Source organism: Pseudoalteromonas sp. SCSIO_11900, assembly GCF_000576475.1.
GTDB classification, from domain to species: domain Bacteria; phylum Pseudomonadota; class Gammaproteobacteria; order Enterobacterales; family Alteromonadaceae; genus Pseudoalteromonas; species Pseudoalteromonas tetraodonis.
Map to the genome: position 1 here is coordinate 505,323 of NZ_KK070023.1, position 15,588 is coordinate 520,910.

General features: G+C 40.3%; 13 protein-coding genes and 2 pseudogenes. 4 read left to right on the forward strand and 11 right to left on the reverse strand.

Annotation, left to right across the window (positions count from 1 at the left end; all coding sequences use genetic code 11):
- Positions 1-28 precede the first annotated feature (28 nt).
- Entirely contained in the window at positions 29-598 is a 570-nt protein-coding gene (locus tag BG00_RS02325; protein ID WP_036980268.1) for a BON domain-containing protein, read from the reverse strand.
- A 313-nt stretch (positions 599-911) separates the two neighbouring features.
- Between BG00_RS02325 and BG00_RS02330 the strand changes: the two genes are divergently transcribed.
- Entirely contained in the window at positions 912-1,577 is a 666-nt protein-coding gene (locus BG00_RS02330) for a LiaF domain-containing protein (protein WP_036980269.1), read from the forward strand.
- Between the two features lie 46 nt (positions 1,578-1,623).
- Here the strand turns inward: BG00_RS02330 and BG00_RS02335 are convergent.
- Positions 1,624-1,957 (reverse strand): annotated as a pseudogene (locus BG00_RS02335) (VOC family protein).
- Positions 1,958-2,193: 236 nt separating this feature from the next.
- Between BG00_RS02335 and suhB the strand changes: the two are divergent.
- Positions 2,194-2,997, forward strand: a complete 804-nt coding sequence (suhB, locus tag BG00_RS02340; RefSeq protein ID WP_036983329.1) for an inositol-1-monophosphatase — start codon at positions 2,194-2,196, stop codon at positions 2,995-2,997.
- Between the two features lie 14 nt (positions 2,998-3,011).
- Here the strand turns inward: suhB and BG00_RS02345 are convergent.
- The 7 genes and pseudogenes from BG00_RS02345 to queA all read right to left on the reverse strand — a co-directional run.
- Positions 3,012-3,626, reverse strand: a pseudogene (locus BG00_RS02345) (GGDEF domain-containing protein); the annotation flags it as partial.
- A 29-nt stretch (positions 3,627-3,655) separates the two neighbouring features.
- Positions 3,656-3,907 carry a transposase domain-containing protein gene (locus tag BG00_RS02350; protein ID WP_036980271.1) on the reverse strand — a complete coding sequence of 84 codons (252 nt, stop codon included), beginning with the start codon at positions 3,905-3,907 and terminating at the stop codon, positions 3,656-3,658.
- Between the two features lie 135 nt (positions 3,908-4,042).
- On the reverse strand, positions 4,043-4,990 hold the full coding sequence (gene secF, locus BG00_RS02355) for a protein translocase subunit SecF (RefSeq protein WP_013465987.1): 948 nt from the start codon (positions 4,988-4,990) through the stop codon (positions 4,043-4,045).
- Between the two features lie 9 nt (positions 4,991-4,999).
- A complete protein-coding gene (gene secD / locus BG00_RS02360; RefSeq protein WP_036980272.1) occupies positions 5,000-6,859 on the reverse strand; it encodes a protein translocase subunit SecD in 1,860 nt (619 codons plus the stop codon).
- A gap of 19 nt (positions 6,860-6,878) precedes the next feature.
- Positions 6,879-7,214, reverse strand: a complete 336-nt coding sequence (yajC, locus tag BG00_RS02365) for a preprotein translocase subunit YajC (protein ID WP_010391747.1) — start codon at positions 7,212-7,214, stop codon at positions 6,879-6,881.
- Positions 7,215-7,240: 26 nt separating this feature from the next.
- Positions 7,241-8,368, reverse strand: a complete 1,128-nt coding sequence (tgt, locus tag BG00_RS02370) for a tRNA guanosine(34) transglycosylase Tgt (protein ID WP_036980274.1) — start codon at positions 8,366-8,368, stop codon at positions 7,241-7,243.
- Positions 8,369-8,507: 139 nt separating this feature from the next.
- Positions 8,508-9,539, reverse strand: a complete 1,032-nt coding sequence (gene queA / locus BG00_RS02375; RefSeq protein ID WP_008466350.1) for a tRNA preQ1(34) S-adenosylmethionine ribosyltransferase-isomerase QueA — start codon at positions 9,537-9,539, stop codon at positions 8,508-8,510.
- 716 nt (positions 9,540-10,255) lie between these two features.
- Between queA and BG00_RS02380 the strand changes: the two genes are divergently transcribed.
- Together BG00_RS02380 and BG00_RS02385 are read left to right on the forward strand one after the other, a co-directional pair.
- Positions 10,256-12,787, forward strand: coding sequence for an EAL domain-containing protein (locus BG00_RS02380; protein WP_036980275.1), 2,532 nt, complete (start codon positions 10,256-10,258; stop codon positions 12,785-12,787).
- Positions 12,788-12,975: 188 nt separating this feature from the next.
- Entirely contained in the window at positions 12,976-13,173 is a 198-nt protein-coding gene (locus BG00_RS02385; protein WP_036980276.1) for a hypothetical protein, read from the forward strand.
- Positions 13,174-13,219: 46 nt separating this feature from the next.
- On the opposite strand, the gene BG00_RS02390 is transcribed toward BG00_RS02385, so the two are convergent.
- Both BG00_RS02390 and BG00_RS02395 read right to left on the reverse strand, forming a co-directional pair.
- Positions 13,220-14,137, reverse strand: a complete 918-nt coding sequence (locus BG00_RS02390; protein WP_036980277.1) for a hydrogen peroxide-inducible genes activator — start codon at positions 14,135-14,137, stop codon at positions 13,220-13,222.
- An 82-nt stretch (positions 14,138-14,219) separates the two neighbouring features.
- Positions 14,220-15,488, reverse strand: coding sequence for an inorganic phosphate transporter (locus BG00_RS02395; protein ID WP_036980279.1), 1,269 nt, complete (start codon positions 15,486-15,488; stop codon positions 14,220-14,222).
- Positions 15,489-15,588: the final 100 nt, after the last annotated feature.

Here is a 15,588-nt window from a genome sequence, read left to right on the forward strand (position 1 = left end):
CAGCAGGGCTGGGCTTTAGTATAGTGTATTATTCTGCAATAACAGTTAATTCATCCACTACCTTGCGAACATCTTCAGCGTTTTTAGCAATTTCCATCGCTAATTGCTTTTCAGCATCAGACTCAACTGTACCTTTTAGAGTTACCACACCATTATCAGTATCAACATCAATGTCTGTACCACCTACTTCAGAATCAAATAAGTAACGTGTTGTAATCACTGTAGTGATTTTAGCATCGGTTAAATCACTTTCAGTGTCGTTACCCATCATTTTAGAATCATGCTTCTTCATGTCGGTGTTTTTTACCACAGTTAGACTGTTTTCAACGTCAGTTACACCATCTAGGCTTAGCACGAGCTCTTCAGCAAGCTCTTTATCTAATTCGCTGTTTACTTTACCTGTTAGCATTACCTTGCCGTTTTTTACGTCCGTGTTGATATCAAAGTTATTTAGATTGGTGTTCATAAGCAATACTGTTTCTGCTTTCCCATCAATCCAAGCATCTTTGCTTTCGTTTTCCCAACTGCTTGCCTGAGCGCCCATTGCGGTTGTTCCTAATACTAGGGCTGCAATCATAGACTTATTAAATGTTTTCATAATCGTTCTCCTTTTGATTAAAGACACTTAAGCTAATGCGAGCATCGGGCCAACATTTTTTAACCTTTAATTTCAATATGTTATTTTAAAATAGTAGATATTGGCTTAAACCTACTAAGTAAACATTTACAGACTATTGCGTAAAAGTTTCTCGAATAGCGAAACTTACTAAATAATTGTATATTTGGTTAATCTGTCGTTAATATAATAAAGAATCAAAAACCAAAAATCATAAACCACTGAATTTAAACAATTTAGTATTTGGTATAAGGCTTGCTTTGAAATAACCAGCAACCATAAAAGGATAATTTAAATGTCTGTTAAAATTGAAGACCGCCCTATTGAGCAAGTTCGTGAGCAAGTGATTGATCAGCTCATTTATAACTACAGCCATGGTGTTATTTCTGTAGAAGCATTTGAAAGGCGCTTAGACGACGCCATGGCAGCGAGTGACAATAAAGCACTTATGGATCTCGTTGAAGATTTAACCTTAAATACTGACCAGCAATATAAGGCGCAAAAGCACTCTCAATTTGCACCTAATTATAGCGCGCAGCATGAGACTGATGAAGAGCCACTTACATTAAGAAGCATTCTTGGTTCGAGTGAACGAAGCGGCCAATGGGTAGTTCCTCAAAACATTTACATAGAAAACTACATGGGGTCAGTCAATCTTGATTTTACGGATGCTATTTTTACCCACCAACATGTCACTATTCACGTTAATTGTTATTTTGGCAGCGAAGAAATATATGTACCAGAGCACGTTAATGTAGTTTCTAAAATGTTTTGTATTTTAGGCAGTTTTGAAAATAAAACAGTGTCACTAAATAAGCGCCAAGGGCCAACGATTCACATTGAAGGAAAAACTGTTTTAGGCTCTGTGGAAGTTAAAGTTAAACGCACTATTAAAGAAAAATTTATTAACTTTGCAAATGATCTAAAAACTCAACTTGGCATGAATGGTAAACATTATTAAATATGCTAAACATTGAATGAAGCCATAATAGTTGGCTTCATTCATATTATAAGTCGTTATTTCGTTCACTAGGTACATCACTCATGTACTCTACAAACTCAACCTCAAACCCTGCAGGGTCAATATAATAAAATTTTTTCTAAATGGATTTACAGCACCTTCTTTACTTATTGCAAAGCCCGCATGTTTTAGGCGCGCTATTACTGCATTTAAGTTATTGGTTACATAGGCAAAGTGTGCCAAACCAACTTGATGTCCTGATAGGTCGCAGTTTCCCCTTCCCCCCCACTTGTAATTGACCAATAGGGAAACACTGCTTGATAAAACTTAAGCATGGCGTTTATGTCACTAACAACTAAATTTACGTGTTCTAATTTCATAACTTTCTTCCTATTAATTGAATATAGAACATCATAAAACCTCAAGTTAACTTTAGGTAAAGCGCTAATTTACAAATTTATTGCCTGTTTTCGTTCCAATAAATATATTGAAAGATCATACCTGTACAAAAAACACTCACAAGTATTTAGGCTTTATGGTTTACTTTATGGCAAAAACCGCTAAAATACGCCGGCTTAAATATATAAACGTTCTTTTACAACCCAAAGGTAATACCATGCATCCAATGTTAAACATTGCGGTTCGCGCTGCGCGTAACGCAGGCAAGCTTATTCTTCGTGCAAGTGAAGACTTATCAAAAGTTGAAGTGCAACAAAAAGGCACTAATGATTTAGTTACGAACATTGATAAAGAAGCCGAAGCCGTAATTCGTGACACTATTTTACGTTCTTACCCTGATCACTGCATCGTTGGTGAAGAGTTAGGCGAACACAAAGGTAAGGATGCTGATTACCAATGGATTGTTGACCCACTTGATGGCACAACTAACTTCATCAAGGGTATCCCTCATTTCGCAGTATCTATTGCACTTAAAGTTAAAGGTCGTTTAGACCAAGCCGTAATTTACGATCCAATTCGAGGCGAACTTTTCACCGCTTCTCGTGGTCAAGGCGCACAGTTAAATAGCAAACGTTTACGTGTATCTAAAACGGTTGAACTTGCAGGTTCTATTCTTGCAACAGGTTTCCCTTTCAAACAAAAACACCACTTAGATGCCTATTCTGAAGCGTTTAAAGCGTTATTTGTTCACACGGCTGATATTCGTCGTGCAGGCTCTGCTTCGCTAGATATGGCGTATGTTGCAGCGGGTCGTGTTGATGGTTTCTTTGAAATTGGTTTAAAACCTTGGGATACAGCAGCAGGCGAGCTATTAGTTAAAGAAGCTGGCGGCATGGTTGTTGATTTTGCTGGCGGTAATAACTACAACGTGAGCGGTAACGTTATTTGTGGTGCACCTAAGCTAACACAAGCGATTGTTCGTGAAATGCGCCCAGTATTATCTGAGTCGTTATTACGTTAATCGTAATACCGCACTTAAAAAAAGGAGCCTAGGCTCCTTTTTTGCTTTTTTTTAGCCACTTTTTTACTATTGGATAAACGCACAACAGCGGGTGCTGGCCTTTTTCGATTACAAATAAATAAGTAGCTGTGACGATAACGTTTTGCTTTTTTAGCATCTGTGGCTAATGCCGCTACTTGATGGCTATTTTTACACTGCTGCAGATCCGGCTCAACTAAACCTATCGATAGTGTAAGTAAAAGTACAAACTGCTTTTCGCCCTCTTGATTAGTTGCCCAATCCCCTTTTTCAGCAATATGCTCTGGCGTAAAAAATACGCGTGACTGCAGTTTAAATTGCGTGATAATGGTATTACAAACCTCCACCGCATCTTTTTTTTCAAACACCACCATAAAGTCATCGCCACCAATATACCCGACAAAGTTAGCGCTGTGCGCACACGCTTTTACAGTCACATCGGCCAGAAGTTTTATCACGCTGTCCCCACTGGCGTAACCATACAAATCGTTAAATTGTTTAAAATGATTTAAATCGATATCGGCTAGTGAAAATGGCTGTTTATGTTGCAGACGCTGCTCTATTATTTCACTAATTGCCACATTACTCGGTAACATGGTTAGAGGGTTAGAGGGTTAGAGGGTTAGCATGTTGGGCGTGGCTAATAGGCTATTAAAGAGATGTCGAGTCTATTAGTGATATCCCAAACGGTTTCGTTTCGGAATAAACTCATTCCAATTACAGACCACATAACAGCTTCTAGCGGTAATCGCCTTTTACGCACAGTAGCAACACCTGCATGTTTAAATGCTTGTTCAAGAATATCAGGGTCAAGACCCTGTTTAAGTTTATCTAGTGTATGTACATCATTTAAAAATGAAGACATGCTATCGAAGTGCTGAATGAGAGACATAAAAAAATCCGATATTATTTCTAATATCGGATTTTGAAGCCATGGAAAGATCAGTCAAGTGATCATAAAAATATTCTTAACTGATCTGCATTACTCACAAGGAGCGGCTTTTTAAAAAGGATAATTTAATCTCAATTAAGGCATTGAGTCTAAATCGGCACCTTCTTTTTCAATCACCTCTGGTATTAAATCTTCTTTACTTACGCCCATGGCAATAGCCACCGAGCTGGCAACGTAAACTGAAGAATAAGTACCAATAAATACACCAAATAATAATGCGGTAGCAAAGCCATGAATAGTTTGGCCGCCCCATACAAAGAGTGCAATCAATACTAAAATAGTGGTAATTGATGTAACTAAAGTACGATTAAGTGTTTGCGTAAGTGACAGGTCAATAATTTCAATGGTGTCGTCAATACGTACTTTACGGAAGTTTTCACGGATACGGTCTGATACAACAATGGTATCGTTTAGTGAGTAACCTATCACGGCGAGTATTGCTGCCAAAATAGTTAGGTCAAACTCTAAACCAAGCACCGAGAATAAACCAATCGTAATGATTACATCGTGTAATAGTGCCCCCACTGCACCCACAGCAAAGCGCCATTCAAAGCGAAATGCCACGTAAATTAAGATACATATAAGCGCAGTTAACATGGCAAGGCCACCCTGCTCTTTTAAGTCTTCACCTACACTTGGGCCTACAAACTCAATACGGCGCATTACTACGCTATCATCAGCTTGTTTAAGGGCAGCAATTACTTGGTTACCAATCACTTCTGCTTTTACATCATCACCGCGAGGGGCTAAACGGACCAGTATTTCTTGGCTTGAGCCAAAAAGCTGTACCGATGCATCAGCAAAGTCGTTTTCGGCCAGTACATTACGTACTTTTTTCAGATCGGCAGGTTGTGAAAAACCTACCTCAACTGCTGTACCGCCGGTAAAATCTAAACCGAAATTTAAGCCTTTAACAAAAAGTGACGCCAGCGACGCTATGATTAATAACGTAGAAAAGCCCATTGCCACTTTTCGAAGAGACATGAAACGAAGGGTTTTTCCGCCCAATCTTAAAATTTGCATGTCTGCTCCTTAAATTGAAAGTTTATCAACACGTTTACCACCAATAAATAGGTTGATCACCGCACGGGTACCTACAATTGCTGTAAACATAGAGGTTAAAATACCAATTGCTAGGGTTACCGCAAAGCCTGCAACAGGACCGGTACCAACAGCAAACAAGATAATCGCCGCAATTAATGTGGTGATATTGGCATCAAAAATAGTACTAAAGGCGCTATCGTAACCAAAATGAACCGCTTGTTGAGGGCTGCGGCCATCAGCGAGCTCTTCACGAATACGCTCAAATATAAGTACGTTCGCATCAACAGCCATACCAACGGTTAGTACAATACCTGCGATACCGGGCAGGGTAAGCGTTGCACCTGGAATTAACGACATTATACCAATAATAAGTACTAAGTTGGCAGCCAGTGCGATATTCGCAACAAGACCAAAACCTTTGTAGTAAATAAGCATAAAGGCCAGTACAAATGCAAAACCTAAGGCTACAGCGGTCATACCCGCTTCAATGTTTTCTTGACCTAGGCTTGGTCCAACCGTTCGTTCTTCTACTATTTGAATAGGCGCAACCAGTGCACCCGCGCGAAGTAGTAAACTTAAGTTATGTGCTTCAGCGGGGTTATCAATACCGGTAATACGGAATGAACGGTCAAGACGCGCTTGAATGGTTGCTACGTTAATCACTTCTTCCACTTTAATTGGTGGAAGTGCTTTACCTTCGCTATCTTTTTTACCCGATGGCTTGTACTCAATAAACACGGTAGCCATACGTTTACCAATAGCGCGTTTGGTGAAGGCATTCATTTTTGCCCCACCTTTACTATCGAGTTTAATGCTTACTTGTGGACGCTGATACTCATCTGCACCCGACTGCGCGCCAGTAATATGGCTGCCTTCAAGAATGATGCGTTTTTTTAGTACCACAGGATAACCATCACGGCTCATGATCATTTCAGTGCCCGGTGGGATACGACCTTGAGCAGCGGCGCTTATATCAGCATTTTCGTCAACTTCACGAAACTCAAGTGTGGCCGTTGCACCTAAAATTTCTTTAGCGCGAGCGGTATCTTGAATCCCTGGTAATTGCACAATAATGCGTTCAGCACCTTGGCGCTGTACGTTTGGCTCTGCAACCCCAATTTGGTTGATTCGGTTACGAATAATCGTTTCGTTTTGCTTGATAGCATAGTCACGAATTTCTTTTAGCTTTAGCTCACTCATAGTGACAAAGAATGCGTTATCGTTACTACTATCATCAATGTAGACGTTTAATGGGTAACGGCTTTCTAAAAAGCGCTCTGCAGCGTCTTTATCTTCTTCGTTACGCATTTCTACACGCATACGCTCAGAGCCAGCTACACGGCGCACACTACGATAACGTAGCTTTTCTTCGCGCAGGTCGCTACGAAAATCTTGCTCCATTTGCTCAAGCTGATTATCAACCGCAGTGACCATGTCGATTTCCATGGTGAAATGCACACCACCACTTAAATCTAGGCCCAACTTCATAGGGTTACCGCCAAGCGACTTTAACCAAGCCGGTTGTGCAGGAGCCATATTAATCGCTGAGATATAATCACTACTAAGCGAGTTACGCAGTAAGTCTTGCGCTTTTAGTTGATCTTCAACATTTTTAAAACGAACAAGAATTTGCCCATCTTCAAGCTTTGTCGATTTAGCGCTTACGTTATCTTTTTTGAGGATTGCGTTTACTTTGTCTACAACACTGAGGTCAACATCGGTGCCTTTAGCGCCAGAAACCTGTATGGCCGGATCGCGGCCATACAGGTTTGGTGAAGCATATAAAAGGCCAATGGCTAACACAGCTAAAACAAGTAAATACTTCCAAATTGGAAACTTGTTTAACACGGGGTCGTCCTTATTATTTTTATAGCGACTTCATTGTGCCTTTAGGCAATACAGCAGATACTGCTGATTTTTGTACTGTTACTTCTGCTTGCTCATTTAATGAGATCACGATGAAGTCTTTATCTTCAGCAATTTTTACGATTTTACCTACTAAACCACCTTGGGTTAGCACTTCATCGCCTTTTGCCATCGCGCTCATTAAGCTTTTATGCTCTTTTACGCGCTTTGCTTGCGGGCGGTAAATTAAAAAGTAAAAAACCAAACCAAAAATCGCTAACATAATTAGCATTTCCATACCGCCGCCTGCTGCAGGTGCGCCAGCGCTGGCATGTGCGTTTGAAATAAATAAACTCATAATACTTCCTCTTTAATTTTTAAATTTTAATTTGTTGTATCAGCTAGCTCTGGCACTTCTTGGCCTCGGCGAGCGTAAAAATCGTGTACAAATGCCTCTAGTTGACCTTCGCTAATAGCATTACGCAAACCTTCCATAACACGTTGATAGTATCGTAAGTTATGGATAGTGTTTAGTCGTGCGCCAAGAATTTCGTTACATTTGTCTAAATGATGCAAATAAGCACGCGAATAATTCTTACAGGTATGGCAATCACACTCTGGATCAAGTGGGCCAGTATCTGTTTTATGCACTGCGTTACGGATTTTTATGATGCCAGTAGTAATAAATAAGTGACCGTTACGTGCATTGCGCGTTGGCATTACACAGTCAAACATATCTATACCACGGCGAACCGATTCAACTAGGTCTTCTGGCTTACCAACACCCATTAGGTAACGCGGTTTGTTTTCTGGCATTTTATAAGCACAATGATCAAGAATATTAATCATTTCATGTTTAGGCTCACCCACCGATAAACCACCGAGTGCATAACCATCAAAACCAATTTCTTCAAGGCCCGCTTGTGACTGTGCACGAAGCTCAGGATACATACCGCCTTGAATAATACCAAACAATGCTGATGGGTTGTCGCCATGCCCTTCTTTTGAACGCTTAGCCCAACGAAGAGAAAGCTCCATAGAGTCTTTGGCTTCTTTTTCGGTGGCAGGATATGGCGTACATTCGTCAAATATCATCACGATATCTGAGCCAAGATCACGCTGCACTTCCATTGACTTTTCTGGCGACATCATAATTTGGTCACCATTTACAGGCGATTGGAACATCACGCCTTCTTCAGTGATTTTACGCATTGCACCAAGGCTAAATACTTGGAAACCGCCTGAGTCAGTTAAAATTGGGAAGTCCCAATTCATAAAGTCGTGTAAATCACCATGCTGTTTAATGATTTCAGTACCAGGGCGCAACATTAAGTGAAATGTATTGCCCAAACAAATTTGTGCACCGGTTGCTTTTACTTCATCAGGTGTCATACCCTTAACCGTGCCGTAAGTACCTACAGGCATAAACGCTGGTGTTTCTATTACACCTCGATCAAAAATCAAGCGGCCGCGGCGCGCTTTGCCATCAGTGCAGTCTAATTCAAATTTCATAATATCCTCTGTGTCGGAAAAACAGTCCAACAAGCTATAATTTAACCGCTCGATTCTACCCTTTTTACCACCCTATTACTATTAGCAGTGAGAAATTCACTATGCTTATGAGTAAAATAAAAACCGATAACGCTGAGAATTATTTACGGGTCAAAAACATCGCATCGCCATAGCTAAAAAAGCGATACTGTTGTTCAATCGCCGTATTGTAAGCGCCCATAATGTTGTCTTGCCCTGCAAAGGCACTAACTAACATGATCAGAGTTGATTCGGGTAAATGGAAGTTAGTTACCATGGCATCAACAACGTTAAATTGATAACCCGGAAAAATAAAGATATCGGTATCGCCAAAGTAAGTATCTAGCTTGCCGCCATGTATTTTTGCGGCTGACTCTAGTGATCGTACTGAAGTTGTACCTACTGCAATCACACGCCCGCCTTTGGCTTTAGTACTGGCAACCGCATCAACCACATCTTGTGGCACTTCAATATATTCTGAGTGCATGATGTGCTCATCAACACTTTCTACCCTAACTGGCTGGAATGTACCTGCGCCAACATGCAAGGTAACAAACGCCATTTGTACGCCTTTGTCTTTAAGCGCAGTCATAAGTTTATCGTCAAAATGAAGACCTGCCGTAGGTGCAGCAACAGCGCCTGGCTTTTCGCCATATACCGTTTGGTAACGCTCACGGTCGGCTTCGTTATCTGGGCGGTCAATATAAGGAGGAAGCGGCATGTGGCCCACATCATTTAAAATATCGAGCACATTTTCACTGCGGTCAAACTCAAGCTCAAATAAGGTATCATGGCGTGCCACCATAATAGCTTTTGCTTTGCCCTCTAAAATGAGTACATTACCTGGCTTTGGGGATTTACTCGCACGAATATGCGCAAGAACGCGGTGTTCATCTAATACACGCTCTACCAGCACCTCAACTTTACCGCCTGATTCTTTTTGACCAAACATACGCGCAGGTATTACTTTGGTGTTGTTAAAAACCAGTAAATCGTTTTCGTTAACCAGTTCAAGAATGTCACTAAATATTTTATGCTCAACAGCACCGCTCGGCCCATCTAAGCTCAATAAACGGCTACTGGTTCTGTCTGCTTTAGGAAAACGAGCAATTAATTCATCAGGTAAGTCAAAGCTAAAATCAGCTACGCGCATTGTTAGAATTCCACATCATTTAAAATCGCGCCAAGTGTATACCCAAACCACCTCAAAATGCGAGTGTCGTTGGAATTAAAAGCGATTTAGGCAAGGCATTGATTGCAAATAATAGTGGTTCTATTATTAATATCAATAACGCAGTATAAATCGCTTTTAAACCAACCCGTGGGCGTTTCACAGGGGCATACTCTCATCGTTGCTACTTCTTGAAAGGGACTACCATGACTGCAAAGTATCGCCTTGATATTAAGCCCCTGTGAAGCGCTGAATTCTGCATTTTGAGGTGGTTTGGGTATATTTAAACCACCTCAAAATGCGAGTGTCGTCGGAATTAAAAGCGATTTAGGCAAGGCATTGATTGCAAATAATAGTGGTTCTATTATTAATATCAATAACGCAGTATAAATCGCTTTTAAACCAACCCGTGGGCGTTTCACAGGGGCATACTCTCATCGTTGCTACTTCTTGAAAGGGACTACCATTACGGCAAAGTATCGCCTTGATATTAAGCCCCTGTGAAGCGCTGAATTCTGCATTTTGAGGTGGTTTGGGTATTTAACTATTACTAATGAAGCTCAAGATAACCCTTATATTCTCCCTAATTAGCTATCAATGAACTACATTTAAAATAGCGGTTAAATACGCTTGTTCTTATGGCTAAATATCATTACTCTTACTGTTTTATAATCTGCATTTCTCGGAGTGGTACCTAAGTGGCAAAACAGCTTAAATTGCTAATATTAAATACAAGTAATGATGAGCGCCAGACTATACGTGCCACGCTGGAGAGGCTTGGTGTGTTTGAGTTTATTGAAGCCTCAGACAGCCAAGATGCGTTAAAAATCTTAAAGAACCAAAGCGTAAATATAATCATAACCGGCTTAGATGTAGGTAAAATTGATGGCTGGCGGTTTTCACGTATGATCCGCTCTGGTTTACTTAACACGCCGAAAAATACGCCTATTTTACTTATTCCGCCCATTTATTGTGAGCGTATCGCCGAAACTACCGCACGTAGCTATGGCATAGATGCAGTACTGCCTTTTGAACGCCAAGATATATTGCCGCAAATACTCGCAAATGTGTTGTCGAGTCATTTAGAAAAAAGCAGTCGCTTAAACCTGTTGTTATTAGAACCCTTTAGCAGCAGGGCAAACGAGATGAGTGAACAATTAAAGCTTAACTTTGCAATTACTCATGTTACTAACGAAAAAGCCGCGCTCAGTGCCTATAATCAACAGTCGTTTGCTATTGTGCTACTTGATGCCACTGCAGCACAAGCTGAGAGCTCAAATCAATTAGTAGAAAAGATTTTGCAGCATAACCCTCAGCAAGCCATTGTTACTATTATTGATAAAAACGATGCTGATTACGCTGAGCAGTTATTACTTTCTGGTGTTACCGACTTTATTCGCGCCCCTTACGATCCTTCATTTTTGAATAAAGTCTGTGATCATGCAGCGCGTCGTGAAGACTTCATGGTGAGCTATGCTGAGTTTGCTAACAAAGTGCAGCAGTTAAGTGTTAGTGAAGTAAAATATCGTGACCTATTTTCAGCGCATCAGCGTATTTTATTGCACTTAAACACGGTTGTACTTGAACTAGATCAGCAAGGAAATATTCGCTTTATAAACCCGGCGTGGGAATCTCTAAGTGGTTTTGGAGTTAAGTCGACCTTACAACAACCACTCACTGCGTTTTGCACCACAGAATATAAACAGTCATTACAATCAACCATTGATGATATTTTACAAGGTGGCGCGAACAAACAAAAAATAGAAGTTAAACTGAGCCAAAAAAACGGTAACTCAGTATGGGTCGAATGTCGGCTTCAGTTAATAAAAAATAGCAGCAACAACGCCACTATCACTGCCACACTCGATAACATTCATGAGCGCAAACAAGCAGAGTTGCAATTACGCCATTTAGCCCTGCATGACACCTTAACAGGGCTACACAATCGTTATTATTTTGACCAACAACTTAACTATATTTGTCAAAACGAAAATACCTATGCAAATATTGAGCATGCGCTGATTTATATCGATCTTGATCACTTTAAAATAATCAACGACAGTAAAGGCCATCAACAAGGCGATATTGTTTTAAAAGAAGTGGCACAACTGTTTATTGCCAATATTAGTAATGAGCACCTGATCTGCCGTGTGGGTGGCGATGAGTTTGCGGTGATCCTTAAAAACACCAATTTATTAGACGCACATTTAATTGCACAGAGGATTTGTAGTGCCATTGAGGGCAACCAATTTAAGTCAGAAGATCAAGTGTATTCAATTAGCTGCTCTATTGGCTTAACACAAATTACTGCTGATAACTGCGACCCAAATGAATGTTTAAAGCAATCAGATATTGCGTTATATATTGCTAAAAATTTAGGCCGTAACTTAGTACATTGTTATTCAAAACAAGATGGTGAAAACAATGCGCTGCAAACGGGCTTAGAATGGGGCCATGGCGTACGCCAAGCTCTACAACAAGACAGTATAGAACTTCATTATCAACCCATTTGGGATTTTAAAACTAATCAGGTTGCTTACTTTGAAGTACTACTGAGATTAAAGCTCGACGACGAACTTATTTACCCAAATCAATTTATTCCCTCATTGGAAATGCTTAACGACACCTTTTTAATGGATCAATGTGTTATTCGTAACAGTATTGCAAGTGTTGCTGCGCACCCAGAGCTTCTTCAGGTTGCAATAAATTTATCGGCACAGTCATTTTTAGATGAGCGTTTACTGCCGTTAATAGAGTCGAGCCTCGAAAAATACCAAGTGTCTCCATCAAAAATTATTTTTGAAATAACCGAATCGGCTAGCATTAATAACTTGGCTGCCACTCGTAAAATGATTGAACGGTTAAATAATTTAGGCTGCCACTTTTCGATTGATGACTTTGGTACCGGATTTAGTACCTTTAATTATCTTAAACAATTACCAGCCCAACATGTGAAAATTGACGGCTCATTTGTCCGCGATATGCTTAACGACTCCATTGACTTAGCGCTAGTGAAAGCCATAAATGACATCAGTCGCTCACTAGATAAGCGCTCTGTGGCTGAATATGTGGAAACCGCTGAAGTATTTTTTGCACTCAAAGAAATAGGCGTAGACTACGGGCAAGGCTATTTTATTGCTCGCCCTGTCCCTATCGACAAGGTACTGATTGAATTAGAAAAAATAAAGAACAACCCTATTTTTTATCAAGATACCCTCACATCACTATAAACATTAATAAACAAATTTAAGCAATTTATTACTACCCAAATTGCTCATCTAACCTATACTTTGCTTATCGGCAGCAAAATGTCATGAAAATTAAGTGATCACCTTGATTTTACATGACATCTTTATTTCTTATCGTCTAGATGTCTATACTGTTAAAGGTGGACATAGGGGGCATAAGGAGGATGTTTATGATGCAACTAATCACGTTATTATTGTTTATACACTTTGCTATTGCGCTTCAATGTTACAAGTATGCCCAGATTAAAGGCTACCCTGTAAAAACCTTTACAGTGCTTGGACTGGTGCCTTACTTCAATGTTGTTGTGTGGGTTTACTTATTGTTTTTACCGCCGCTAGAGAGCTACCAGCACAAGCAGCCACTTTAATTCCCTGTGTTATTGAGCGTATTATCTCTAATACGCTTTTTTTACGTTACTTAAAATCAACACTGCACTGCTTTTTCAAAAAGACCTCTAACTGTTGGCTAAACAATTTAAAGTCACGAATCCGCCCCGTTGTTTTGCGCCACAGTACACCAATATCACGATAGGCATTACCTTGTGATGGCGTAGCAAGCATGTTTTTGTTTTCTAAAATACCCGCGTTAATCGCCATTTGCGGTAAAAAAGTCACGCCAAGTTTGTACTCAACCATACTCAATAAAGTATGTAAGCTAGCTGCCTCAAAGGGATTTATACAGCTAGAGCGGTTTAAATGGCACGCACTGAGCGCATGCCCAGTCATACAGTGCTCTCGCTCAAGTAAAAATACACTCGCTTCTGGTAGTAAATTAAAGTCTTCAATGCCTTTAGCTGGTGTGTAGTCTTTATGGTGCACTAAGCTAAAATGATCTTGTGCAAGTACTTGAGTATGAAATTTATCGGTTTCGTAGGGCAGCGCTAATAGTGCCAAGTCAATTTGCCCATGCTCTAACTTATCAAGTAGCTTGTCGCTGGTATCCTCCACTAAAACTAACTCTAAGTCAGCAAACGTTTGCTGACAAAAGTGATAAAGAGGCGCTGCAATAAAGCTCGCAATCGTAGGAATAACACCTACCGTTAATGTGCCGCTAAGCGGCGTTAAAAAGCTTTTGGTAAGCTCTTTTAAGCTAATAGTGTCGTTAATGATTTTTCTTGAACGCTCAACAACCTCTTCACCAATGGTGGTAAACATAAGGCTGCGATTTTCTCGTTCTATAAGCTGACACCCTAAGGTCTCTTCTAAATTTTGAATTGCGGTGCTCAGCGTTGACTGGCCAATAAAGCAGGCACTTGCTGCGCGGCCAAAATGTTGATGCTGATGCACAGCTAATAAATACTGTAGCTGCTTTATACTAGGGAGATTGGTCATTTTTCTTTCCACAAATAAAAAGACCCCAACACCAAGGGGCGTTGAGATCTTTTCAAGCTAAAAGTCTTTTAAGTACTTTTTATTAAACCCCAAAAGCGGTTCTTAGTACGTAGAAAATAACAATAGCAAGGGCAGCACCAACTGGCAATGTAATTACCCAAGAAACTACAATATTTCTTATTACACCCATATTAAGTGCGGCAATACCACGTGCCATACCTACACCCAACACGGCACCCACTAGGGTTTGTGTGGTTGAGATAGGTAAGCCTGTGCCCGATGCAATAACAACGGTAGATGCAGCGGCTAATTCAGCAGCAAAACCACGGCTTGGTGTTAAATGTGTAATTCCTTCACCAATGGTTTTAATTACTTTTTTGCCTAAAATAGCAAGACCGGCAACAATACCTAAACCACCCAGTGGTAATATCCACCAAGCAATAGCCGCTTTCTTCGCGATTTCACCATTATTTTCAACAATGTTTACAACAGCAGCTAGTGGTCCAATTGCGTTAGCAACATCATTAGAACCATGAGCAAATGCCATACAACAGGCTGTTAGCACCATAAGTACTGCAAACACTTTTTCTACATTGTTAAACTGCATTTCTCTATCCGCTTTAGGATCGATATTTAAACGAGAAATCGCAATTTTACCAATAACAGCAACTAGTACCGCTATACCTATAGAAATAGCAAAACCTTCAAAGGTACCTAAATTAATACCTATGTGCTTTAAGCCTTTTTTAATGGTCACAAGTGCCATAATAAAGCCAGCTAAACCCATGTATATTGGTACAAAACGCTTTGCATTTTTAAGTGGAGCGTCTGTATCAAATATCAGCTTTTGCGCACTCATAAATATTAAGTACGCTATAAAACCTGATATCGCCGGCGTTACAATCCAGCTACCTACGATACCGGCAACCTTACCCCATTGAATAGCCTCTGTGCCTACTGCAACCAGAGCAAAGCCAATAATAGCGCCAATGATTGAATGAGTGGTCGATACCGGCCAACCTAAAAACGAGGCAATTAATAACCAACTGCCCGCGGCAAATAATGAGGCGATCATACCTAAAATCATCAATTCAGGAATGTCGGCAAATGGGGCCGCATCAATAATCCCTTTACGAATTGTTGATGTTACTTCACCACCGGCTAAATAAGCACCTGCAAACTCAAAAATCATCGCGATAAAAATCGCTTGTTTAATGGTAAGTGCTTTTGAACCTACTGATGTACCCATCGCGTTGGCAACGTCATTTGCGCCAATACCATAAGCCATAAAAAAGCCGACTGCTGCGGCAATTAGAATTAATACCGTGCCGTAAGATGCAATGATATCCATTGTGTAACCTTAATCTTTCGTGTTTGAACTGATTTTAAATTAACGAGCTAACATCAGCTCAAGACGTGACCCTACGCGCTCTGCAATATCTGCAAGTTCG